The organism is Mesorhizobium sp. M1143 (assembly GCF_040318435.1).
In the GTDB taxonomy this organism is placed as follows: Bacteria; Pseudomonadota; Alphaproteobacteria; order Rhizobiales; family Rhizobiaceae; genus Mesorhizobium.
In genome coordinates this window covers 58,519-80,951 of the sequence record NZ_JAMYMJ010000011.1, presented here as the reverse complement: position 1 = coordinate 80,951, position 22,433 = coordinate 58,519, and the positions used below count along the sequence as shown (strand labels likewise).

Annotated in this window: 18 protein-coding genes; 15 read left to right on the top strand and 3 right to left on the bottom strand. The window is 63.0% G+C overall.

From position 1 onward, the window contains the following. Window positions 1–12 precede the first annotated feature (12 nt). The 12 genes from NKH35_RS11325 to NKH35_RS11270 all read left to right on the top strand — a co-directional run bounded on the left by NKH35_RS11325 (window position 13) and on the right by NKH35_RS11270 (window position 14,299). On the top strand, window positions 13–1,851 hold the full coding sequence (locus tag NKH35_RS11325) for a M3 family oligoendopeptidase (RefSeq protein WP_352914533.1): 1,839 nt from the start codon (window positions 13–15) through the stop codon (window positions 1,849–1,851). A 413-nt stretch (window positions 1,852–2,264) separates the two neighbouring features. Then, a complete protein-coding gene (locus tag NKH35_RS11320) occupies window positions 2,265–2,966 on the top strand; it encodes a helix-hairpin-helix domain-containing protein (protein WP_352914530.1) in 702 nt (233 codons plus the stop codon). A 163-nt stretch (window positions 2,967–3,129) separates the two neighbouring features. Further along, on the top strand, window positions 3,130–4,275 hold the full coding sequence (locus tag NKH35_RS11315; RefSeq protein WP_352914527.1) for an aminodeoxychorismate synthase component I: 1,146 nt from the start codon (window positions 3,130–3,132) through the stop codon (window positions 4,273–4,275). Further along, window positions 4,224–4,886 carry an aminotransferase class IV family protein gene (locus tag NKH35_RS11310; RefSeq protein WP_027049822.1) on the top strand — a complete coding sequence of 221 codons (663 nt, stop codon included), beginning with the start codon at window positions 4,224–4,226 and terminating at the stop codon, window positions 4,884–4,886. Before NKH35_RS11315 ends, NKH35_RS11310 begins: the two co-directional genes overlap by 52 nt. 52 nt (window positions 4,887–4,938) lie before the next feature. Then, window positions 4,939–5,862 (top strand): heme-dependent oxidative N-demethylase family protein, encoded by a 924-nt coding sequence (locus tag NKH35_RS11305; RefSeq protein ID WP_352914524.1) that lies wholly within the window; start codon window positions 4,939–4,941, stop codon window positions 5,860–5,862. A gap of 2 nt (window positions 5,863–5,864) precedes the next feature. After that, entirely contained in the window at window positions 5,865–7,103 is a 1,239-nt protein-coding gene (locus tag NKH35_RS11300) for a hypothetical protein (RefSeq protein WP_352914521.1), read from the top strand. 127 nt (window positions 7,104–7,230) lie between these two features. Continuing rightward, window positions 7,231–8,676, top strand: a complete 1,446-nt coding sequence (locus tag NKH35_RS11295; RefSeq protein ID WP_023691759.1) for a homospermidine synthase — start codon at window positions 7,231–7,233, stop codon at window positions 8,674–8,676. Window positions 8,677–8,864: 188 nt separating this feature from the next. Continuing rightward, entirely contained in the window at window positions 8,865–9,242 is a 378-nt protein-coding gene (locus NKH35_RS11290; protein ID WP_023671949.1) for an Omp10 family outer membrane lipoprotein, read from the top strand. A gap of 197 nt (window positions 9,243–9,439) precedes the next feature. Continuing rightward, a complete protein-coding gene (locus NKH35_RS11285) occupies window positions 9,440–11,467 on the top strand; it encodes a 5'-nucleotidase C-terminal domain-containing protein (protein WP_352914518.1) in 2,028 nt (675 codons plus the stop codon). 156 nt (window positions 11,468–11,623) lie between these two features. After that, window positions 11,624–12,688: a ferrochelatase gene (gene hemH, locus NKH35_RS11280; RefSeq protein WP_352914515.1), complete on the top strand. Its 1,065-nt coding sequence runs from the start codon at window positions 11,624–11,626 to the stop codon at window positions 12,686–12,688. 158 nt (window positions 12,689–12,846) lie between these two features. After that, entirely contained in the window at window positions 12,847–13,797 is a 951-nt protein-coding gene (locus NKH35_RS11275) for an SPFH domain-containing protein (protein ID WP_023695711.1), read from the top strand. Between the two features lie 37 nt (window positions 13,798–13,834). After that, window positions 13,835–14,299 carry an NfeD family protein gene (locus tag NKH35_RS11270; RefSeq protein WP_023671953.1) on the top strand — a complete coding sequence of 155 codons (465 nt, stop codon included), beginning with the start codon at window positions 13,835–13,837 and terminating at the stop codon, window positions 14,297–14,299. An 86-nt stretch (window positions 14,300–14,385) separates the two neighbouring features. On the opposite strand, the gene NKH35_RS11265 is transcribed toward NKH35_RS11270, so the two are convergent. Continuing rightward, complete coding sequence (locus tag NKH35_RS11265; RefSeq protein WP_023704013.1) at window positions 14,386–15,381, bottom strand: KpsF/GutQ family sugar-phosphate isomerase; 996 nt, start codon at window positions 15,379–15,381, stop codon at window positions 14,386–14,388. 150 nt (window positions 15,382–15,531) lie between these two features. Between NKH35_RS11265 and NKH35_RS11260 the strand changes: the two genes are divergently transcribed. Further along, the gene (locus NKH35_RS11260) at window positions 15,532–17,316 is read left to right on the top strand and encodes an outer membrane beta-barrel protein (protein ID WP_031262117.1); all 1,785 of its coding nucleotides are present in this window, start codon (window positions 15,532–15,534) and stop codon (window positions 17,314–17,316) included. On the opposite strand, the gene galU is transcribed toward NKH35_RS11260, so the two are convergent. Continuing rightward, on the bottom strand, window positions 17,317–18,222 hold the full coding sequence (galU, locus tag NKH35_RS11255) for a UTP--glucose-1-phosphate uridylyltransferase GalU (protein WP_023671956.1): 906 nt from the start codon (window positions 18,220–18,222) through the stop codon (window positions 17,317–17,319). Between the two features lie 207 nt (window positions 18,223–18,429). Between galU and NKH35_RS11250 the strand changes: the two genes are divergently transcribed. Both NKH35_RS11250 and NKH35_RS11245 read left to right on the top strand, forming a co-directional pair. Beyond that, the gene (locus NKH35_RS11250; RefSeq protein ID WP_023714036.1) at window positions 18,430–19,653 is read left to right on the top strand and encodes a lytic murein transglycosylase; all 1,224 of its coding nucleotides are present in this window, start codon (window positions 18,430–18,432) and stop codon (window positions 19,651–19,653) included. Between the two features lie 103 nt (window positions 19,654–19,756). Beyond that, window positions 19,757–20,962, top strand: coding sequence for an SGNH/GDSL hydrolase family protein (locus NKH35_RS11245; RefSeq protein WP_023710940.1), 1,206 nt, complete (start codon window positions 19,757–19,759; stop codon window positions 20,960–20,962). Here NKH35_RS11245 and NKH35_RS11240 read toward each other — a convergent pair. After that, on the bottom strand, window positions 20,959–22,413 hold the full coding sequence (locus tag NKH35_RS11240) for a glutamate synthase subunit beta (protein ID WP_023671207.1): 1,455 nt from the start codon (window positions 22,411–22,413) through the stop codon (window positions 20,959–20,961). The two genes, NKH35_RS11245 and NKH35_RS11240, sit on opposite strands and share 4 nt — an antisense overlap. Between the last annotated feature and the right edge of the window lie 20 nt (window positions 22,414–22,433).

Genomic DNA, 22,433 nt, shown 5'->3' with positions numbered 1-22,433 from the left:
AGGTAATTGTTGATGAGCAGGATTCTCGGTCGGCAGCTTACGGCGGTAGCGTCCGGTCAGGGCGCGGCGGAACTCGGCGACCTACCGGAATGGAATCTCGCCGACCTCTATTCCGGCATGGAAGCACCCGAACTGAAGCGCGACCTTGCCAAGGCGGCGGCCGATGCCGTCGCCTTCGAGAACCGCTGGAAGGGCACGCTGGCTGCGGAGGCCGAGCGCGGCAGCGCCGGCAGGCTTGGCGAGGCGCTGACAGCCTATGAGGCGCTGGAGGAACTGATCGGCCGCATCGTCTCCTATGCCGGCCTGATCTATGCCGGCAACACCGCCGATCCGCAGCGCGCAAAGCTCTATGGCGACATCCAGGAAAAGATGACCGACGCCAGCGCGCATCTTCTGTTCTTCGCGCTGGAGCTGAACCTGATCGACGACAAGGCGCTCGAATCCGCCCTCGCCGCCGACGCCGGCTTTGCCCACTACCGGCCTTGGGTGCTCGACCTCAGAATGGACAAGCCCTACCAGCTCGAGGATCGGGTCGAGCAGCTGTTCCATGAGAAGTCGATCACCGGGCGCGGTGCCTGGAACCGGCTGTTCGACGAGACGATGACCGATCTGCGCTTCGACATAGACGGCGAGGAACTGACGCTGGAGCCGGCGCTGAACCGCCTGCAGGACGCCGATGGGGAGGTCCGCCGCCGCGCCTCCGAAGCGCTGGCCGCAACCTTCCGCAAGAGCCTGCGCACCTTCACGCTGATCACCAACACGCTGGCCAAGGACAAGGAGATTTCCGACCGCTGGCGCGGCTTCGAGGACATCGCCGATTCACGCCATCTCGCCAACCGCGTCGAGCGCAGCGTGGTCGATGCGCTGGCGTCGGCCGTGCGCGAAGCCTATCCGCGCCTGTCGCATCGCTACTACGCGATGAAGGCGCGCTGGCTCGGCATGGAGGTGATGAACCACTGGGACCGCAACGCCCCCTTGCCCGAGACGCCGCAGGCCGTGATCCCTTGGGACGACGCCAGGAACACCGTGCTGTCGGCCTATCAGCGCTTTTCCCCCGATATGGCGGAGATCGCCCGCGTCTTCTTCGACCGCAACTGGATCGACGCGCCGGTCAGGCCCGGCAAATCGCCCGGCGCCTTCGCCCATCCGACCGTGCCTTCGGCGCACCCTTACGTGCTGCTCAACTACATGGGCAAGCCGCGCGATGTGATGACGCTGGCGCATGAACTCGGCCACGGCGTGCATCAGGTGCTGGCCGGCGGCCAGGGCGCCCTGATGGCTTCGACGCCGCTGACTTTGGCCGAGACGGCCTCGGTATTCGGCGAGATGCTGACCTTCCGTTCGCTGCTCGACCAGACCACCGACAAGCGCGAGCGCAAGGCGATGCTCGCCCAGAAGGTCGAGGACATGATCAACACGGTCGTGCGCCAGATCGCCTTCTACGAGTTCGAGCGCAAGGTGCATGCAGAGCGCAAGAACGGCGAACTGACCTCCGACAAGCTCGGCCAGTTCTGGCTCGAGGTGCAGGCAGAAAGCCTGGGGCCGGCGATCAAGCTGCGCGAGGGCTATGAGGTCTTCTGGACCTACATCCCGCACTTCGTCCACTCCCCCTTCTACGTCTACGCCTATGCCTTTGGCGACTGCCTGGTGAACTCGCTGTACGCGGTCTACCAGAACGCCGAGCATGGCTTCCAGGACAAGTATTTCGAGATGTTGCGCGCCGGCGGCACCAAGCATCACTCGGAGCTTCTCGCGCCCTTCGGCCTCGACGCCACCGACCCCGCCTTCTGGCAGATCGGGCTTGGCGTGATCGGCGGCCTGATCGACGAGCTGGAAGCGCTCGACAGTTAATGCGCGCACCCATTGGACCGATGGCGCAGAGTGACAGGTTCAGCAGCGGTCTCGACTTTGCGGAATCGCAGAACAGTTTAGCCGGAATGCATGTGACGGCAGCGCTGTTCTTGTTCTAAATATCTGTTCTTGAATAACTCTCCGGCGAAATTTTCCGTTAGCTTTCCCGAAGCCGTATGATAGCTTTTCGACCGAAGCTCAGCCGGGCGCGCGGGTTAAGGCCGGACAGTATCCCGGCCCATGGCAGCGGTCTGACGAATGCGACAGCGACGGTTGGCAATGGGCGGAAAGCCGAACGCCGACACTCGACGACAGACCGGCTGTTCCATGAACCGCCGAACCACATTGGATGATCCGATCTGCCAAGGTCATGACTTGAGACGGCGGCGGACGGATCCGACTGGAGAGAGACGATGACCTTCTTCTACATTGTCCTGGCGTTCCTTGTAGGTTTGTTGGTTGGCTGGTTTATCTGGGGCCGGCTGCGCGGTGAGCTTGACAGCTTGCGCGGCGATCTCGACCGCACTCGCAGCGAGCGTGACAGACTGCGCGCCGACGCCGATCGCCTGACTGGCGAACTCGACGCCTGCGGCAAGACCCGCGCCGATCTCGAACGCCGGCTGCGTGAAACATCGGCTCCATCCGCCAAGCCTTCCAGTTCGGCGCCGGCCGCGCTGGTGTCGACAGCGGCAACGGCCAAGTCCGCCGCGGCCGCGAAACCGGCCCCCGCCAAACCCGCCGCGGCCAAATCCGCGGCCGCAAAACCAGCGGCCAGCAAACCTGCCGCCGCCAAGGCCGCGCCCAAAGCCGCGGCTTCAAAGGCCGCCGCCGTCCCGAAGAAGGCCGCCCCGGCAGCTGGGAAGGCCGATAATCTGCGCCGCCTGATCGGTATCGGCCCGGTCAACGACAAACTGCTCAAGGGCCTTGGCGTCACGACCTACGCGCAGATCGCCGGCTGGACCGCGGCCGACGTCAAGCGCATCGAGGACACGCTGAATTTCGACGGCCGCATCGCTCGCGAAAAGTGGGTCGAGCAGGCCAAGCTGCTTGCCGCCGGCGACGAAAAGGAGTTCGCACGCCAATTCCCGAGCGCCGGGACCGCCAACAACAGCTGATCTGTCATCGGCAACATAACCAGAAGGCGGCGCTCTCGGGCGCCGTCTTTGTTTTTGCATTCGCCACTGTCTTTGCGCCCTGCGACGCCGCTCCCTCGATTGCACGCCGCCCGGCCCCCATATAGAGCGGTTCTGGCGTCATCGACCGCAGTACCCGAGCCCCATGCCCCTGCCCTCTGCCATTTTCCGCAACGATGAAAGCGGCCGTCGGTTGGTCTTCGACCACCCGGCCGACATCATCATTGCCTATGATGCCAAGGATTTTCTGCCGGCGCTGGCGGCTGCGCAGGCGGCGAGCGATGCCGGCAAATGGCTGGCGGGCTATTTCTCCTACGAAGCGGGCTATCTGCTCGAACCGAAACTCGTGCCGCTGCTGCCTGAAGGCCGGCGCGCGCCATTGGTTTGTCTGGGTGTCTTCGATGCTCCGGCCGAAGAGGCCGTGCCGCGCAACGATGCGCCGGCCACCAATGGCCCCATCTTCGACGCCAGGGCCAGTTGGTCCGCTCAGGACTACGCCAAACGCTTCGCGCGCCTTCACGACCACATCCGCAAGGGCGACTGCTACCAAGGCAACCTGACCTTTCCGGTCCGTGCCCAATGGTCGGGCGATCCGGTTGCTGCCTTCGACGCACTGACAGGGCGCCAACCGGTCAAGTATGGTGCGCTGATTTCGCTCGGCGATCCCATCGTCTTGTCGCGTTCGCCCGAGCTGTTCTTCGAGATCAATGCCTTAGGCATGATCGAAACCCATCCGATGAAGGGTACCGCACCGCGCGGCGCGACCAAGGCCGAGGACGCGCGGTTGAAGTCCTTCTTGCGCAGCGACGAAAAGAACCAGGCCGAGAACCGGATGATCGTCGATCTCCTGCGCAACGACATCTCCCTGATCAGCGAGATCGGCACGCTGGAAGTGCCGGAACTGTTCCGCATCGAGAGCTACCCGACCGTCCATCAGATGGTGAGCCGTGTGCGGGCGAAGCTTCTGCCTGATCTCGGCATCCGCCAAATCTTTGGCGCGCTGTTTCCCTGTGGCTCGATCACCGGCGCGCCGAAAATCCGCGCGATGGAAATCCTGCGCGAGCTGGAAGACACACCGCGCGACGTCTATTGCGGCGCCATCGGCTGGATCGCGCCTGGCGGCATGATGCGCTTTTCGGTGGCGATCCGCACTATATCGCTCTTTTCCAGTGGCGAGGCCGTTTACAATGTCGGCGGCGGCGTCGTCTTCGATTCGACGGCGCAAGAGGAGTATCAGGAGTGTCTGCTGAAGGCGCGCTTCGCGACGGGGACACCGCCGATTTCGAGCTGATCGAGACCATGCGCTGGGAGCCCGGCCAGGGCTTTCTGCGCTTCGAACGCCATCTCGCGCGCCTTTACGGCTCGGCGGAAGAACTCGGCTTTGCCTGCGATCCGCAGCGGATCGGCGAGGTGCTGGCGAATACTGTCGGGGCGCAGCAAAAGGCGCTGCGCACCCGGCTCGTCCTGCAGCGCAATGGCGAAGTGACCGCCTCGGTCCAGCCCTATGAGCCGTTCGCCGCCGACAAGGTCTGGCGGCTGCAGCTGGCACGGGTGCGGCTCTCCTCCACCGACACGCTGCTGCGCCACAAGACCGGCCGGCGGCAAGTCTACACTCACGCCCGCTCCGAATATCTGATCACCCAGGCCGACGAAGTGTTGCTCGCAAATGAGCGCAGTGAAATCTGCGAAGGCACCATCACCAACGTCTTCGCCGATTTCGGTGATGGCATGCTGATGACACCCAGGCTCGACTGCGGCCTGCTGCCTGGCGTATTGCGCGCCGAGCTGCTGGACGAAGGGCGCGCCCAGGAGGCGATCTACAGCTATGACGAGTTGAAATCCGCCAAAACACTGTTCGTCGGCAATTCTCTGCGCGGCTTGATCCCGGCAACATTGGCCTGATACGAAGCGGCTGCGAGAATAACCGCCGGCATTGGACACTTTCTAGCGAAGCATGAATTCTCGTCAGCCCACGCACACGCCCTATGATGGCTCCTCAAAGCTCTTCACCATCGGGCTGAAGCCGCTCGAGCTCGACAAGTGGATCGAGGTCGACCGGTATCTCTTCGACCATCTCGCCGAAAAGCGCCGGCTCTATGCCGAAATTCCCGACAAGGTGTTTGTCGAGGAAGACGGCACGCGCGACACCCAGCGCGAAGTGCGCGGCCTCATCGAAGCACATCTGCTGTCGACATTTCCCGGGATGTACCGGCGCACCAATGCCGGGGTTGAGGTCATTGGCGCCAAAGCCGACTCTGACGCCACCTTCCCCGATGCCCCGCTGGTCGCAGCGTCGCTGCTCGTCCAGGAAGACCTGATCCTGATGCGCCGTGACGACACCGGCTGGCGGCTCGCCGCCGGCTCGCTGTGTTTCCCGTCATCCTGGTCGCTGGTCGAGAAATTCGGCCGGCCGCTGCAGCAGATCCACGCACCGGTGCCGGGCTTCGGTCCGGGCACCAGGCCGGCCGAGCTCATCAACCGCATGTTCGACGGCCTGCAGGGCCAGGCCGTCGAACGCTTCAACTGGTCGATCCAGGCCGGCGACGCGCTCTATCATCCGCTCTCCAATGTCGAGCGCATCGACCGTGCCACCAACCGCCCCTCGCGATTTCCCGACGGCGACGTCAACGCCCACGCCTTCATCCGCGTCGAGCGCCAGACGCTGCGCAAACTGCCTCTGTCGCGCGACATCCTGTTCACCATCCGCATCCATCTCGACCCGCTGAAAGTGCTGGCGCGGCATCCCGACCGGGTAACGCTTGCCGCCTCTTTCGCGGCGCAATTGCAGGCGCTGGATGAGGCTCAACTCGACTATAAGGGGATGACATCAGACCGTGACCGGCTGGTGCAACGCCTGCAAACCATGGCTCAGGAGTGACGATGATCCGACATGTTCTGAAGCTAGCCGTCCTGCTCGGTGCATTGCTGGCGTTACCGGCAACAGCGCATGCGGAACCGGTGACCTATGCGGGGAAGCTCGGCAACATCGACATCGTCGTCGAGTTTACCGGTAATCCGGCGACGGCTGGAGAGGTACTGGCGGGCCGCTATTTCTACCGCTCCAAGGGCGTCGATATTCCTCTGCAGGCGAAGTCGAGCAAGGGCGCCACCTTTCAATTGGCCGAGGAAGAAGCCTGCGATGCCAAGAAGTGCGGCGACGGCCAGGCTCCACCCATCGGCGCCGTCTGGCGGTTGAGTTCCGCCGACAAGGGCAAGACGCTGGAAGGCACCTGGACGGCCAAAAAGACCCTGCCGCTGAAGCTGACAAGGATCGCCAGCCGTGCCCAGACGGAGACGCCGGCGACGACGCCACGCGATCTCTATGATTTCACCGACATCACATTCTCGGGCAACGATGCGCCGATCACCATGGCGGCATCGCCCTACGACTATCTCAAGCTGGATTTCGCGCCCAAGGCAGACGCCAAGGAAGGTTGGCCGGATGCAGCCTACAACTATGTCACCGATCCGCGCACCAAATTCGCCAGGCCGCGCATCGTCGATCTCGCCGGCAGTGCGCCGATCGAAGCCGCCAATGCCTTGCTGCAGAACCGCCATTGGCATGACAGCCTCAGCGCCTTGACGTGCGCGGCGCTGCAATATGCCGGTTTCCACGACGGGCCGCCGATGGAGGGCATGGATGACGATTCGCTTGGCGGCTATGAAGACACGACGTCCAAAGTGACGTCATTGACGCCGAAGCTGATGAGCTGGTCGGAATCCGGCAGCCTCTATTGCGGTGGTGCGCATCCGAACAACTATTCCGACGCCTATGTCATGGACGTACGCCGTGGCGCCTTGCTTACCCTTCACGACATGTTTTCCGATACGGTCGAGGGCAAGCCAGGCCCCTCGCTGGCCACCTTCGTCAAGGAGAAGCGCAAGAAGCCAAGCGACCAGACCGAGGTGGATTACGAGGCCGAATGCGGCATCGACGATTTGATCAGCGACTATCTCGGCGCCAGCCTGAAACGCGATGGCGACAGGCAGGTTCTGGTCTTCGGGCTGCAAGGTTTGCCCAACGTCATCCAGGCTTGCGGCGACGATCTCGTTGAAATCCCGGTCTCCGAAGCACAAGCGCTGTTCACACCGGAATTCGCGAAACTGCTCGAACCGTAGGCGCATCTGCGCCGTCGGGAACTAACCTTATCCCTGCTTTTCGCTTTATTGTGACAATGATCTATGGTTTGTCGCGCGGCGGTCGAACGGCCGTTTTGGCGCGTTGCTTTAAGGAGTGCTCGATAAAATGGCGAATGAAAACTGGCCCGTTTACGGTGAAATCACCGGCCCTGTCGTGATGATCGGCTTTGGTTCGATCGGACGGGGAACGCTGCCTCTGATCGAGCGCCATTTCAAATTCGACAAGTCGCGCATGACGGTCATCGACCCGCTCGACACCGACCGCAAGCTGCTCGACGAGCGCGGCATCGCCTTCGTGCAGGAGCACGTGACCGAGAAAAACTACAAGAAACTGCTGACGCCGCTTTTGACCAATGGTGGCGGCCAGGGCTTTTGCATCAATCTGTCGGTCGATACCGGCTCGGTCGACCTGATGCGGCTCTGCCGCAAGCTCGGCGTGCTCTACATCGACACCGTCGTCGAGCCGTGGCTCGGCTTCTATTTCGACGCCAAGGCCGACAATGCCAGCCGCACCAACTACGCGCTGCGCGAAGCCTTGATCAAGGAGAAGCACGACAAGCCCGGCGGCGCTACCGCGGTTTCGACCTGTGGCGCCAATCCGGGCATGGTCTCGTGGTTCGTCAAGCAGGCGCTGCTGAACCTTGCCGGCGACCTCGGCCTCGAGTTTTCCGAACCCGCGCAGGACGACCGTGACGGCTGGGCGAAGCTGATGAAGAAGGCCGGCGTCAAGGGCATCCACATCGCCGAGCGCGACACCCAGCGCACCAAGAAGCCGAAGCCGATGAACGTGTTCTGGAACACCTGGTCGGTCGAAGGTTTCATCTCGGAAGGGCTGCAGCCGGCCGAGCTCGGCTGGGGCACGCATGAGAGATGGATGCCGAAGAACGGCAAGGAGCACAAGCATGGCTCCAAGGCCGCGATCTATCTCGAACAGCCCGGCGCCAACACCCGCGTGCGCTCCTGGTGCCCGACGCCGGGCGCGCAATACGGTTTCCTGGTGACGCATAATGAGGCGATCTCGATCGCCGACTTCTTCACCGTGCGCGGTAAGAAGGGCAAGGTCCAATACCGCCCGACCTGCCACTATGCCTATCACCCCTGCAACGACGCCGTGTTGTCACTCCACGAAATGTTCGGCGCTGCCGGCAAGCCGCAGCCGGTCCACCATGTGCTCGACGAAAACGAGCTGGTCGACGGCGTCGACGAGCTTGGCGTGCTGCTCTACGGCCATGCCAAGAACGCCTACTGGTACGGTTCGCAGCTGTCGCTGGCCGAAGCCCGCAAGCTGGCGCCCTACCAGAACGCTACCGGCATGCAGGTCACCTCGGCCGTGCTCGCCGGCATGGTCTGGGCGCTGGAAAACCCGGAAGCCGGCATCGTCGAGGCCGACGAGATGGACTACAAGCGCTGCCTGGAAGTGCAGTCCCAGTATCTCGGACCGGTCAAGGGCTACTACACCGACTGGACGCCGCTCGATAACCGTCCGGGCCTGTTTCCCGAAGACCTCGACAAAAGCGACCCGTGGCAATTCCGCAACATCCTCGTTCGATAGCGGTTCCATACCCCTGCCTCACTGCCTTGCAATCGCCCGGAAATCGGGCGATTGAAGGGATGCGGACGAGAGCAGTGTGCATCCATTTGGACGCACGAGGGACGGCTCTGGAAACTTGAGGCCACGCACATCGTGTTCCCCAAAACGTCGTTTGACGATTGGGCCGATGCGTCAGGAGAGGATTTGATATGACGATTGCGCGCAAAATTCTTTCTGCGGGAGCGGCGGGCGTTCTTGCGACGATGCTTGCCGCCTGCACCACCGGCGGCTCCGACGGGCCACCGATCTCATCGCAGGCGCGAGGCGTCGAAGGCTCATGGCTGAACGCCGAAGGCAAGGCGGTCTCGACATTGAACGGCGGCGTCTTCACCACCGTTTCGGCGGAGACCGGTGAGAAATTCGCTGACGGCAGCTACACCAAGACCGGCGCCACCTCGGTCGAGATCAACGGAACCTCGCTGATCCGGCAGCAGCCAATCGCTTTCAACTGCCTGCTGGTGTCCATAAACCAGCTGAATTGCACCAGCTCCGCCGGGCAGAACTTCGTGCTGACCAGGCGCGGCTGAACCTTTCCCATGCGGCTTTGCGGATGGCGGCGCCGCGATGCCGCCGCCTCTTTTATGCCGGCAAACCGATGCCGGTTATCCGCCCTGATTCTTCTTGCATCGCCACAACCGCGATGTGAACATACCCGAAATGCTGGCTGTTATCCTGCAGTCGGGCAAGAGCGTTAAACGCCTTTGATCATATCCGGGAGACGAAGATGAAGAAGCTCGCCGCCATTGCCGCCCTCTCTGCCTCGACACTCGGCCTGTCGGCCGCACCATCCTTTGCCGACTACACGTTGAACATCCTGCATTTCAACGATTGGCACAGCCGCATCGAAGGCAACAACAAATACGAGTCGACCTGCTCGGCCGAGGAAGAGACCAAGGGTGAGTGCATCGGCGGCGCCGGCCGGCTGGTCACCGCGATCGCACAGGAGCGCAAGAAGCTCGAAGGCCAGAACGTGCTGCTGCTCAATGCCGGCGACAGCTTTCAGGGATCGCTGTTCTACATCACCTACAAGGGCACGGCGGAGGAGGAATTCCTCAATCAGATCAAGCCCGACGCGGTGACGCTCGGCAACCACGAATTCGACGATGGCGAGAGCGCGCTGGTGCCTTATCTCGACAAGGCGAAGTTCCCGATCGTCAGCGCCAATGTCGTGCCCAACGACAAGTCCGGCGCCGCAGGCAAGATCAAGCCGTCGATTGTGCTTGAGGTCGGCGGCCAGAAGATCGGCATTGTCGGCGCCGTGACCAACGACACGCCGGAACTCGCCTCTCCCGGCCCCAACATTACCATCGAGGACGACGTCAAGTCGATCACCGCCGAGGTCGAGAAGCTGAAGGCGCAAGGCGTCAACAAGATCATTGCCGTCACCCATATCGGCTACAGGCGCGAGCGCGATGTCATCGCCAAGATCCCGGGCATCGATGTGGTGGTCGGCGGCCACAGCCATTCGCTTCTGTCCAACACCGACCCGAAGGCTGAAGGCCCCTACCCGACGATGGTCGACAACCCCGACGGCTCCAAGGTGCCTGTGGTGCAGGCCGCGTCCTATTCGAAATATCTCGGCGAATTCAAGGTCGTGTTCGACGACAATGGCAACGTCAAGGAAGCCAGCGGCGACCCGATCTTCCTCGACAAGTCGATCACTCCCGATCCGGCCGTTCTTGCCCGCATCAAGGAGCTTGGCGCGCCGATCGAGGCGCTGAAGAACAAGGAAGTGGCCGAGACCACCGAGGCCATCGACGGCAGCCGCGAAAGCTGCCGCACCAAGGAATGCGCGATGGGCAACCTCGTCTCCGACGCCATCCTCGACCGCGTCAAGGGACAGGGCGTCGAGATCGTCGTCTCGAATGGCGGCGGCCTGCGTGCTTCGATCGCCAAGGGCACCGTCACCATGGGCGAGGTGCTGACGGTGCTGCCGTTCCAGAACACGCTGGCGACCTTCCAGATTTCAGGCAAGGATCTGGTTGCCGGGCTGGAAAACGGCGTCAGCCAGGTCGAGGACGGCGGCGGCCGCTTCCCGCAGGTGGCAGGTCTCAAATACTCCTTCGACAAGTCGGTCGCGCCCAATGCCGGCCGAGTCAAGTCGGTCGAGGTGATGCAGAACGGTGCCTGGGCGCCGATCAATCCGGACAAGGACTATCTGGTCGCCACCAACAATTACGTCCGCCAGGGCGGCGACGGCTACAAGGTCTTCGCCGAGAAGGCCAAGAACGCCTATGATTACGGCCCGGGCCTCGAACAGGTGGTCGCCGACTATCTCGCCGCGCACCGGCCCTATACGCCCAAGCTCGACGGCCGCATCACCGAGGTTGCCGCAACCGTAGCGGCTGCCCCGGCCGCCGAGCCGGCAAAACCAGCCGAACCGGCACCTGCTCCAGCGGAACCGGCAAAACCGGCCGAGGCTGCACCGGCGGAGCCGGCGATGCCCGCATTGCCGGCAGGCTCCGGCGACATCACCACCACGCCGCCGACTGTCCCGGCGGAAACCGCCCCGGCAACGCCGGCTCCGGCCGAACCGGCAAAACCGGCCGAAGCCGCACCTGCTCCGGCAAAGCCGGCTGACGCCGCCCCGGCCGAAGCCAGCCATGTCATCGTCGCCGGCGATACCTATTGGGATCTCGCCAAAAAGGCCTACGGCGACGGCGCCAAGTGGAAGGTGATCTCCGAGGCCAACAAAGGCTACGAACCACGCCGGCTTCCTGTCGGCGCGACCTTGACCATTCCGGCGAAGTAACCTCGCTTCGCACTTGCGACCAGCAAAACGCGTCCGGGTAACCGGACGGGTTTTTGGCTTTCAAGGTAAGGTGCGGCCAGACGCAGCATTGAAAACTCGCGCCGCATCGCTAGTTTCGCCCGACATCGTCGGTTTTCGCGGTGTCGGGAGACCTTCATGACGCTTTCCACGCCTGTCGACCCCAAAGCCGCGAAACCGCTCGACCCGCTACCGGCCGGACATCCGCCGGTAAAGGCAGGCAAGATCGGCGTCATGTTGGTCAATCTCGGCACGCCGGACGGCACCGATTTCAAGCCGATGTGGCGCTATCTCCGCGAATTCCTGTCCGATCCGCGGGTCATCGAGCTCAACAAGGCGATCTGGTATCCGATCCTCTACGGCTTGGTGCTGACCACGAGACCGAACAAGTCCGGCGCCAATTACGCCAGGATATGGAACCGCGAGAGGAACGAGTCGCCGCTGCGCACCTACACCCGGGCGCAGGGCGAAAAGCTGGCCGCAGCGCTCATCGACCTACCCGATGTCGTGGTCGACTGGGCGATGCGCTACGGCAACCCCTCGACCGCGAGCGTCGCGCAAAGGCTGGTCGAGCAAGGCTGCGACCGCATCCTGTCGTTCCCACTCTACCCGCAATACTCCGCGACCACCACCGCGACCGCCAACGACCAGCTGTTTCGCGCCTTGATGAAGATGCGCCGCGCGCCTGCCGTGCGCAGTGTTCCGCCCTACTATGACGAGCCGGTCTACATCGAGGCGCTCGCCCATTCGATCGAACGGCATCTGGCAACGCTAGACTTCGAGCCCGAGGTGGTCATCACCTCCTATCACGGCATCCCGAAGCCCTATTTCGAGAAGGGCGATCCCTATCACTGCCACTGCCAGAAGACGACACGGCTGTTGCGTGAACGACTGGGGTGGGATGAAAAGAAGCTGATCATCACCTTCCAGTCGCGCTTCGGCGCCCAGGAATGGCTGCAGCCCTACACCGACAAGACGGTCGAGAAACTGGCGAAGGACGGCGTGAAATCGATCGCCATCGTCAACCCAGGCTTTTCCGTCGACTGCATCGAGACGCTGGACGAAATCGGCCGCGAGGCGGCCGAGACCTTCCATCACGCCGGCGGCGAGAAATTCGCCCACATCCCGTGCCTCAACGACAGTGCAGAAGGCATGGCGGTGATCGAGGCGATGGTGCGGCGCGAGCTGTCGGGCTGGGTCTGAGGCCGCCACGTTGCGGCGATCGATCGCCGCAGTTGCGCTATTCCATGCACTAATAATCAACGATCACCTGATTGTAACATTATTGAAACACACCTAAGTGTTTGGTGAAGTCGGTTGCATGGAATCAACGCCATGGCCGGCATCTGAGGGAGATTCAAATGGACTTCAGTGGTTTCGGTATTGCGATTGGTGCGCTTGCCTTTCTGGTATTGGTGCTTCTTATCAAAGGCATCCGGACAATCCCGCAAGGCTATAATTATACGGTGGAGCGCTTTGGTCGTTACACCAAAACACTAAGCCCCGGCCTCAACCTCATCGTGCCGTTCGTCGACCGAATCGGCGCCAAGATGAACATGATGGAGCAGGTGCTCGACGTTCCGAGCCAGGAAATCATCACGCGCGACAACGCCATTGTCGGCGTCGACGGCATCGCCTTCTACCAGATCCTCAATGCGGCGCAGGCCGCCTACCAGGTCGCCGGCCTGGAGAACGCCATTCTCAATTTGACGATGACCAACATCCGTACCGTCATGGGCTCGATGGACCTCGACGAATTGCTGTCGAACCGCGACGCCATCAACGAGCGCCTGCTGCGCGTCGTCGACGAAGCGGCGCATCCGTGGGGCATCAAGATCACCCGCGTCGAGATCAAGGATATCAATCCGCCGGCCAACCTCATCGAATCGATGGGTCGTCAGATGACGGCTGAACGTAACAAGCGTGCGCAGATCCTCGCCGCCGAAGGCCTCAAGCAGTCGCAGATCCTCGAGGCCGAAGGCCGCAAGGAAGCCGCCTTCCGCGACGCCGAGGCACGCGAACGCTCGGCCGAGGCCGAAGCGCGAGCCACCCAGGTTGTATCGGAAGCCATCTCCAAGGGCGACGTGCAGGCACTCAACTACTTCGTGGCGCTCAAATACACCGAAGCGATGGGCAAGATCGGTACCGCCAACAACAGCAAGGTCGTGCTGATGCCGATGGAAGCCTCGGCGCTGATCGGCACGCTCGGCGGCATAAGCGAGATCGCCAGGGAGGTGTTCCGCAGCGAAGGCACCGCCGGCGCCGCCAGGCAGGCCGCCCGCCCTCCGGTGGTTCGCCCAGGCGAGAATTGAGGCTAGCTGAGAACTGAGATCATAGGAGCGCACTCCCATGTTCGACCGCATCATTTCCGAACTTGGTCCGTGGAACTGGATGGTTCTGGGCTTCGTCCTCCTGGTGATGGAGGTCATCGCGCCAGGAATATTCATGCTGTGGATCGGCATCGCCGCATTGGTGATCGGTGTGATTTCCCTGCTCGTCTGGGACGCAAGCTTCTGGGCCTGGGAAGTCCAGGTCCTCGCCTTCCTGGCCCTGTCGCTGGTCTCGGCCTTTGCCGGAAAGAAGCTGGTTGGTGGGCGTAATACTCCTAGCGACCAGCCGCTGCTCAACCGGCGCGGCGCGCAGTTGGTCGGCAGGATGGCAACGCTGGCCGAGCCGATCAAGGACGGTCGCGGCCGCATCAAACTCGGCGACACACTGTGGCGCGTCTCCGGTCCCGACCTGCCGGCCGGCACGCAGGTGCGCGTCGTCAGTTCGGCCGACACCGATCTGGAACTGACCGTCGAGGCAGTATGACATTTCGAAAGCGCATGGCGCTTTCGATCCGGAAAATCAGGCCGCGTCGCCTGGGCTTCCCGAACGCGACGCGTCCTTTGATTTTTTCAGGCGGCGCCGATGCGCAGCAGGTCGTGCAGATGAACCAGTCCCACGAGCCGCCTGCCTTCGACCACCATCAGGCTCGTAATGGCCGAATTGTTGATAATCTGCAGCGCCGTCGCCACCAGCGTGTCCGGTGTGGCCGTCTTCGGCTTTTTCGTCATCACCTGATCGACGCTCATTTCCATGAGATTGCTGCCGATGTGACGCCTGATGTCGCCATCGGTGATGATGCCCACCAACGCGCCATCCGCCGTCGCGATCGCCACGCAGCCGAAGCCCTTGTTCGACAATTCGAGGATCGCCTCGCGCATGCCCGTGCCGGAAGCCACCAGCGGCAGCCTTTCGCCGACATGCATGATCTCGTGGATCTGCGTGAGGTTGGCGCCGAGCTGGCCGCCGGGGTGGAACGTGCGGAAATGGTCGGGCGTGAAGCCGCGCGCTTCGAGCAGCGCTATGGCCAGCGCATCGCCGACCACCAGTTGCAGCAGGGTCGACGTCGTCGGCGCCAGACCGTGCGGGCAGGCTTCCGGCGCGGACGGCAGGAGCACCACCACGTCGGCCGCGCGCGCCAGCGCCGAGGCCGCGCCCGCAGTAATCGCAATCAGCGGGATCGAGAAGCGCCTGGAATAGGCGACGATGCCCATCAATTCTTTGCTCTCGCCGGACCATGACATGGCGATGATGGCATCGTCTCTGGCGATCATGCCAAGGTCGCCATGATTGGCCTCCGCCGGATGGACGAAGAAGGCTGGCGTGCCGGTCGAAGCCAGACTAGCCGCGATCTTAGTGCCGATATGGCCGCTTTTGCCGACGCCGGTGACTATGACGCGGCCATTGATGCGCGACACCATGTCGACGGCGCGGGCGAAAGGTTCGGCCAGTTCGTTCTCCAGCGCGGCGGCCAATGCCGCCACGCCGGCCTGTTCCGTGGCTACCGTTCTCAGCGCCGAGGCGACCGAAGCCTCCAAAGGCTTCTTTTCTGGGGATCCCGCATGCATGGCTGATGCGATTAGCGCTTTGCCGTTCGCCTGTCCAACAGAATTGCCGTCCAGCCATGTCGTACAGGCACACCTTCAACCCTCCGTTAACCATCCCCGTTTACGGTTCGGTAAGTATGGCGCGCTTGCGCCGCGCAAGCAGTGGTGACGATGTCGCGGGCCCAGCCTCAAGAGAAAAAAGGTCGAACGGGCAGAGCCTTTTGCGCTCTGCTTCTGGCGACGAGCGTGCTCGCTTTGCTGCGGCCAACTGCGCTTCATGCCCAGGAGACCGAGCTGCGCGGCGAAGTTTCGGAATCGGCGATCCTGTCCGACCAGCAGCGCCGGGCCAGGCAATTGACCAAGGCCAACACGCAGGTCAAGCCCGCCCCTGCCGACACCGCCCCCACGGGAAACACGCCAACCGCTTATGTGCCGGCCAGCGATGGCGCCTTGCCTGACGACACCGACCCGTCACAGGCCGGCGCAAACAGCATTTTCGACCCGCCGGCGACCATCGACGATTCGTTCACCGACAAGCCGCCAACCGTCCAGCCACGCCGTCCGTCGACGGCAAAGCAACGCGCCGCCGCGGATGCAGACAAGGCCAAGGACAAAACCAAGGCTGCCGACAAGAAGAAGCCTGGCAAAGCCACGGACCAGACCACCACCGGAACGACCCCGGACGGCACTGCGGCAGGCGACGCCGATCAGGACACAGCTAACCGCCGTGTCCTCACCGTCGACGGCGTCGACCGACGAAAGCTCGACCCCGGCGCCGAGCGCACCGACGCCATCGAGGGCCAGAAGAAGAAGCTCGAGGACGACCCGTACGCGGCAACCGGCATCAAGGTCGGCTCGTTCCTGCTGCGGCCGACGCTCGAGCAGGGCGTTGCCGTCACGTCGAACGCCGATTCCAGCGCTGGCGGCAAGTCGGCGGTGCTGTCCGAAACGGCGCTGCGTTTCTCCGCCGCCTCCGATTGGCGCGAGAATTCGGCGGTCATCGACGGCTACGGCAATTTCCGCAACACCATTTCGGGCCAGAAGATCAATGAGGCACGCGGCCGTATCCAAGGCACGTACAATGTCGACCTCGACAATGAACTGCGCGCCATCGCCAAGCTCGGCTACGAGATTGCGCCGGAATCGGCCTCCGCGCCCGACGCCATTGCCGGCGTCAAATCGCAGCCGATCCGCCAGACGGTCGACGGCAGCCTCGGCGTCGAGAAGGACGTTGGCAAGATGCGCTTTGCGCTGACCGGCGCAGTCTCCCGCGACATCTATGGCGATGCCGAACTTACCGATGGCACCTCGCTGTCGCAGAAGGACCAGGACAACACGCTCTATACCGCAACGTTGCGGACCGGCTATGAAATTTCCCCGGCTCTGACGCCCTTTGCCGAGATTGAGCTCGGCCGCCGGGTATATGACCAACGGGTCGACAACAAGGGCTTCGAGCGCTCTTCGACCCGGCTTGGCGCACGCGCCGGTATCGAAGTCGACATGGGCGAGAAGCTCAAAGGTGAGTTCTCGGCCGGCTGGCTGCGGGAAGCGATCGACGACAAGAACCTGGAGGCGATTTCGGGAGCCACCATCAATGCCGACCTCAAATGGTCGCCCGAGCGCGGCACCATCATCGGCCTCACCGGGCGAACCACGGTCGAAGGCACAACGAATGCCGGTGAGAGCGGCGACATCCTCTATTCCGGCCGCCTCACCGGCGAGCGGCAGATCCGCGCCGACCTGACCGGCAACGCAGCCCTTGGGCTCGACTGGCGCAATTACACCGGCTCCGACGGCCATGACATGACGCTGAGTGCAGAGGCCGGGCTGACCTGGTGGCTGAACCGCTATGTCGGCCTCACCAGCCGCGCCCGCACCGAAAAGCTGACCAGCAATCTGCCCGGGCGCAACTACACCGCCAACAGCATCTATTTGGGGCTGAAGCTGCAGCGGTAGCTAAAAAGCAGCGCCGCGACGCTCGGACGGCTTCATCTCATCGAGCAGCGTGCGGATGACGCCGGCCATGTTCTCGTTCATGTCGCTGCGCCACAGCGCGAAGGCGACATTGGCCTCGACGAAGCCTTCCGGCGAGCCGCAATCGAAGGTGCGGCCCTGAAAGTGGTAGCCAAAGAAGGGCTGCTGCTTTTCCAGCTTCAGCATCGCGTCGGTGAGCTGGATCTCGTTGCCGGCGCCCTTTTCCTGGCTTTCGAGGATCTTGAAAATCTCGGGCTGCAGGATGTAGCGGCCGTTGATGTAGAGATTGGACGGCGCGGTGCCGGTCTTCGGCTTTTCGACCATCTCGGTGATGCGGAAGCCGTGATGCGTGTCCTCGCCGCGGCCGACAATGCCATATTTGTGGGTCTCGGCCGGATCGCATTCCTGCACGGCGATGATGTTGTTGCCCGTCTCCTCGTAGAGCTCGACCATGGCCTTCGTGCAGCTCTTCTCCGACTGCATGATCATGTCGGGCAGCAACAGCGCGAAGGGTTCGTCGCCGACCAGTTCGCGGGCGCACCAGACGGCGTGGCCGAGCCCCATCGGCACCTGCTGGCGGGTGAACGAGGTCTGCCCCGGCGCCGGCTGCAGCCGCTGCAAGCGGGCCAGCTGATCGTCCTTGCCGCGCTGTGCCAGCGTATCATAGAGCTCGAACTGGATATCGAAATGGTCTTCTATGACCGCCTTGTTGCGGCCGGTGACGAAGATGAAATGTTCGATGCCGGCCTCGCGCGCCTCATCGACGACATACTGGATGACCGGCCGGTCGACGACGGTCAGCATCTCCTTGGGAATGGCCTTGGTGGCCGGGAGAAACCGTGTGCCGAGACCGGCGACCGGGAAAACTGCCTTGCGAACTCGCTTCATGCGTCAATTATCCGTTTGAGGGCGTGCCCGGCAATCCCGCCTCGCGACATTTTCGCGCCGGAATTGTGGATTATCGGGCCATTGAGGGAAACATCAACCGGTAAAGCATCCAGGTGTCTTTTCGTTCCAGGCGCCGCCTATGGTAAACCAATTGCTAACCCGGTTCGGCGATGAATGGTCTTTCCTGAGATAGAGAAAGGGGAAAATATGTCCGTTCGCAGTGCCGCAAAACTCTTTACCAGCGTGCTGACGGCGGCCAGCCTCTCGCTCGCCTTGCTGATGCCGGCCGGACCGGCCTTCGCCGATGCCGGGTTTCGGCAATGGGTCGCCGGCTTCCGCGCCACCGCCGTGGCGGGCGGCGTTTCCGGCGCGGTCTACGACCGGGCGTTCCGGGGCATCAATGAACCCGACCCGGTGGTGCTGGAAAAGGCACGCACCCAGCCCGAATTCACCGCACCTGCCTGGGACTATTTCGACAACCGCGTCCACGACCAGTCCGTTGCCGTCGGCCAGCAGATGGCCAGGAAATGGAAGCCGTGGCTGGAACGGATCGAGGCGAGGTTCGGCGTCGACCGCTACATCCTGCTCGCCATCTGGTCGATGGAATCGAATTATGGCGAGATCCTCAAGCGCGACGACATCATGCGCAATGTCATCCGCTCGCTGGCAACCCTCGCCTATGGCGACCCGAAGCGTTCGAAATTCGCCCGCACCCAATTGGTCGCCGCGCTGAAAATCCTGCAGACCGGCGACATCGACGAAAGCCACCTGATGGGCTCCTGGGCCGGCGCCATGGGCCAGACCCAGTTCATCCCGACCAGCTACCAGCATTATGCCGTCGACATGGACGGCAACGGCAAGCGCGACATCTGGAATTCGATCCCCGATGCGTTGGCGACATCAGCCAATCTGCTGAAGAAGAATGGCTGGCAGGGCGGCAAGACCTGGGGCTACGAGGTCACCATTCCGGCGGGCAAACTGCCGGCCGGCTCGAAGACATTGGCGCAGTGGCAGGCGCTCGGCGTCGCCAGGGCCAATGGCAAGCCGTTCAAGAACGCAACCGACAAGGCGACGCTGAAAGTGCCGGACGGCCGCGGCGGACCGGCCTTCCTGATGATCAAGAACTTCTCCGTCATCAAGGCCTACAACAACGCCGACAAATATGCCCTGGCCGTCGGCCTTCTTGCCGACGAAATCGCCGGTTCTAATGGTCTGGTGCAGGACTGGAAGCGGCCTTTCACCAAACTGTCCTTCGAGGAAAGGCAGGAGTTGCAGAAGCGGCTTTCGCAGCACGGACTTTACGACGGCAAGTTCGACGGCAAGATCGGTGACGGCACGAAAACCGCCATCATGACCTATCAGGCAACGGTCGGCTTGACCCAGGACGGGTATCCGAGCATGGAAGTGCTCAAATGGCTCAGAAAGAAATAGAGCCATCGGCAGCGCCGCGCATTGCGGCGCTCAAGGGATGCCGTAGCATTGATGTGTGCATGATCCGCTGCGAGGGCCATGCACCAAGGGATGGAGAGGGTGCTTGGTTTCGGCAGCGCGTATCCGTGTGATCGTTTTCCGCTTGCCGATCCTCGTTCTGGCCATCGTTGTCCTGGCGACGGGACTCGCCGGCAGTTTCCACACACCGGCTTTGGCGCAGGAACAACCGCAGAACCGCGGCTGGTCGCTGCGCGACCTTCTGTTCCCGCGCCGCAGCGAACGCATCGAGCCGCCGCTCGACGTCCGCAAGGCAAAGCCGAAGGTCAAGAAGAAGCCCCGTGCACCCGTTGAACCTTCCGCTCCGATTGTCGAGAAGACACCGGATGCCCGCGTCGTTCTGGTGATCGGCGATTTCATGGCCAACGGCCTGGCCGAAGGCCTCGAAACAGCCTTTGCCGACAATGCCAACGTCAGGATCGTCGAGCGCGCCAACGGTTCTTCGGGTTTCGTGCGCGATGATGTCTACAATTGGCCCGAACAGGTCAAATCGCTGGTCGAGACCGAAAAACCCTCCGTGGTCGTCGTCATGCTCGGCTCCAACGACCGCCAGCAGATGCGCGTCAACGATGTGCGCGAGCAGCCGCGCTCCGAGAACTGGACCAAGGAATACGAACGCCGGACCGAAGCCTTGGGAAAGGCACTGGCGGCGACCAAGGTGCCTTATCTGTGGGTCGGCATGCCAGCCTTCAAGACGCCGAAGATGACCTCCGACATGCTCGCATTCAACGACATCTACCACTCGGCTGCCGAGAAGAACGGCGGCGAATTCGTCGATGTCTGGGATGGGTTCGTCGACGAGAACGGCGCCTTTGTCTCGACCGGCCCCGACATTAACGGCCAGGCCGTGCGGCTGCGCTCCGACGACGGCATCAACGTCTCGAAAGCCGGCAAGCGAAAGCTCGCCTTCTACACCGAAAAGCCGCTGGCCAAGATCCTCGGCCTGGCAGCGCCGGGAAGCGTGGTGACGGCTGCCGCACCGGCCGGCGCCCCGGTCGAGGCGCCGTCGCTGCCCGCCGCCCCGATCGTGGTCGACCGCACCGTTCCAATGCTGCTCAACGATCCGGCGCTCGACGGCGGTACCGAACTTCTCGGTGCGGCGGCGGCGCCGAAAGCCAATCCGGATCTGCCCGGCGAAAAACTAATCCTCGAAGGCAAGGCGCCCGAGGCCTCGCCCGGCCGCGCCGACGACTTCTCGTGGCCGCCCAAGGCCGCTGCCGCGACGGATACGACGACGGCGATCAACCGTTAACGGGGGAGTACCGTCGACCCCATCAGCGCTTCATCGATCGAGCGCGCGGCCTGGCGGCCTTCGCGGATCGCCCACACAACCAGCGACTGGCCGCGGCGCACATCACCTGCGGCGTAGAGCTTGTCGACGCTGGTCTTGTAGTCGCGATCGTTGGCTTCGACATTGCGGGAACGGCGGCTGTCGGTGGTGATTTTCATCTCACCGTCCAGCTCTTTCGCGACGCCGGCGGCAGCCGGTCCGGCAAAGCCGATGGCGATGAAGGCGAGGTCTGCACGGATGACGAATTCGGTGCCGGCGATCGGCTTGCGCTTCTCGTCGACTTCGCAGCATTTGACGCCGGTCAGTTGGCCGTCCTCGCCGATGAATTCGAGCGTCGCCACCTGGAATTCGCGCTCCGCACCTTCGGCCTGTGAGGACGAGGTGCGCATCTTGGTCGCCCAGTAAGGCCAGACCGAAAGCTTGTCTTCCTTCTCCGGCGGCTGCGGGCGGATGTCGAGCTGGGTGACGCGCACCGCGCCCTGGCGGAAGGCGGTGCCGACGCAGTCGGACGCGGTATCGCCGCCGCCGACGACGACGACATGCTGGCCGCCGGCGATGATCGGATGCGACGGCCAGGCCACCGACTGGATCGGCTCGCCGCCGACGCGACGGTTCTGCTGCACCAGATAGGGCATGGCGTCATAGACGCCGCCGAGATCGTCGCCCGGAATGTTGGCCGGACGCGGCGATTCCGAACCGCCGCAATAGAGCACCGCATCGTATCCGGCGAGCAACTCTGCCACCGGCTTGTCGACGCCGACATTGACGCCGCAATGGAAGGTCACGCCCTCGCCCTGCATCTGCTCGATGCGGCGGTCGATATAGTGCTTCTCGATCTTGAAGTCGGGAATGCCGTAGCGCATCAGCCCGCCGGGACGGCTCTCACGCTCATAAACGCTGACCTCGTGGCCGGCGCGGCCAAGCTGCTGCGCCGCCGCCATCCCTGCCGGGCCGGAGCCGATGACAGCGACCCGCTTGCCCGTCTTCTTCTCTGGCGGATAAGGCCGGATATGGCCGGTTTCATAAGCCTTGTCGGCGATTGCCTGTTCGACAGTCTTGATGGCAACCGGAATGTCCTCGAGGTTCAGCGTGCAGGCTTCCTCGCAGGGCGCGGGGCAGATGCGGCCGGTGAACTCGGGGAAATTGTTGGTCGAATGCAGGTTGCGGATCGCATTGTCCCAGTCGCCATTGTAGACGAGGTCGTTCCAGTCCGGGATCTGGTTGTGGATCGGGCAACCGGTCGGCCCGTGGCAGAACGGGATGCCGCAATCCATGCAGCGCGCCGCCTGTTTCTCGACCTCCTTGTCCGACATCGGCAGCGTGAATTCCCGGAAATGCCGGATGCGGTCGGAGGCCGGCTGGTACTTGTGCACCTGCCGGTCGATTTCGAGAAAGCCTGTTACCTTGCCCATAGTCCAGTTCCTGCTGTCCA

Bases quoted from the DNA above. Each gene is read 5' to 3' on its own strand.
- NKH35_RS11325 (WP_352914533.1), top strand. From the start codon at position 13: ATGAGCAGGATTCTCGGTCGGCAGCTTACGGCGGTAGCGTCCGGTCAG.
- NKH35_RS11320 (WP_352914530.1), top strand. From the start codon at position 2,265: ATGACCTTCTTCTACATTGTCCTGGCGTTCCTTGTAGGTTTGTTGGTT.
- NKH35_RS11315 (WP_352914527.1), top strand. From the start codon at position 3,130: ATGCCCCTGCCCTCTGCCATTTTCCGCAACGATGAAAGCGGCCGTCGG.
- NKH35_RS11305 (WP_352914524.1), top strand. From the start codon at position 4,939: ATGAATTCTCGTCAGCCCACGCACACGCCCTATGATGGCTCCTCAAAG.
- NKH35_RS11300 (WP_352914521.1), top strand. From the start codon at position 5,865: ATGATCCGACATGTTCTGAAGCTAGCCGTCCTGCTCGGTGCATTGCTG.
- NKH35_RS11295 (WP_023691759.1), top strand. From the start codon at position 7,231: ATGGCGAATGAAAACTGGCCCGTTTACGGTGAAATCACCGGCCCTGTC.
- NKH35_RS11290 (WP_023671949.1), top strand. From the start codon at position 8,865: ATGACGATTGCGCGCAAAATTCTTTCTGCGGGAGCGGCGGGCGTTCTT.
- NKH35_RS11285 (WP_352914518.1), top strand. From the start codon at position 9,440: ATGAAGAAGCTCGCCGCCATTGCCGCCCTCTCTGCCTCGACACTCGGC.
- hemH (WP_352914515.1), top strand. From the start codon at position 11,624: ATGACGCTTTCCACGCCTGTCGACCCCAAAGCCGCGAAACCGCTCGAC.
- NKH35_RS11275 (WP_023695711.1), top strand. From the start codon at position 12,847: ATGGACTTCAGTGGTTTCGGTATTGCGATTGGTGCGCTTGCCTTTCTG.
- NKH35_RS11270 (WP_023671953.1), top strand. From the start codon at position 13,835: ATGTTCGACCGCATCATTTCCGAACTTGGTCCGTGGAACTGGATGGTT.
- NKH35_RS11265 (WP_023704013.1), bottom strand. From the start codon at position 15,381: ATGCATGCGGGATCCCCAGAAAAGAAGCCTTTGGAGGCTTCGGTCGCC.
- NKH35_RS11260 (WP_031262117.1), top strand. From the start codon at position 15,532: ATGTCGCGGGCCCAGCCTCAAGAGAAAAAAGGTCGAACGGGCAGAGCC.
- galU (WP_023671956.1), bottom strand. From the start codon at position 18,222: ATGAAGCGAGTTCGCAAGGCAGTTTTCCCGGTCGCCGGTCTCGGCACA.
- NKH35_RS11250 (WP_023714036.1), top strand. From the start codon at position 18,430: ATGTCCGTTCGCAGTGCCGCAAAACTCTTTACCAGCGTGCTGACGGCG.
- NKH35_RS11240 (WP_023671207.1), bottom strand. From the start codon at position 22,413: ATGGGCAAGGTAACAGGCTTTCTCGAAATCGACCGGCAGGTGCACAAG.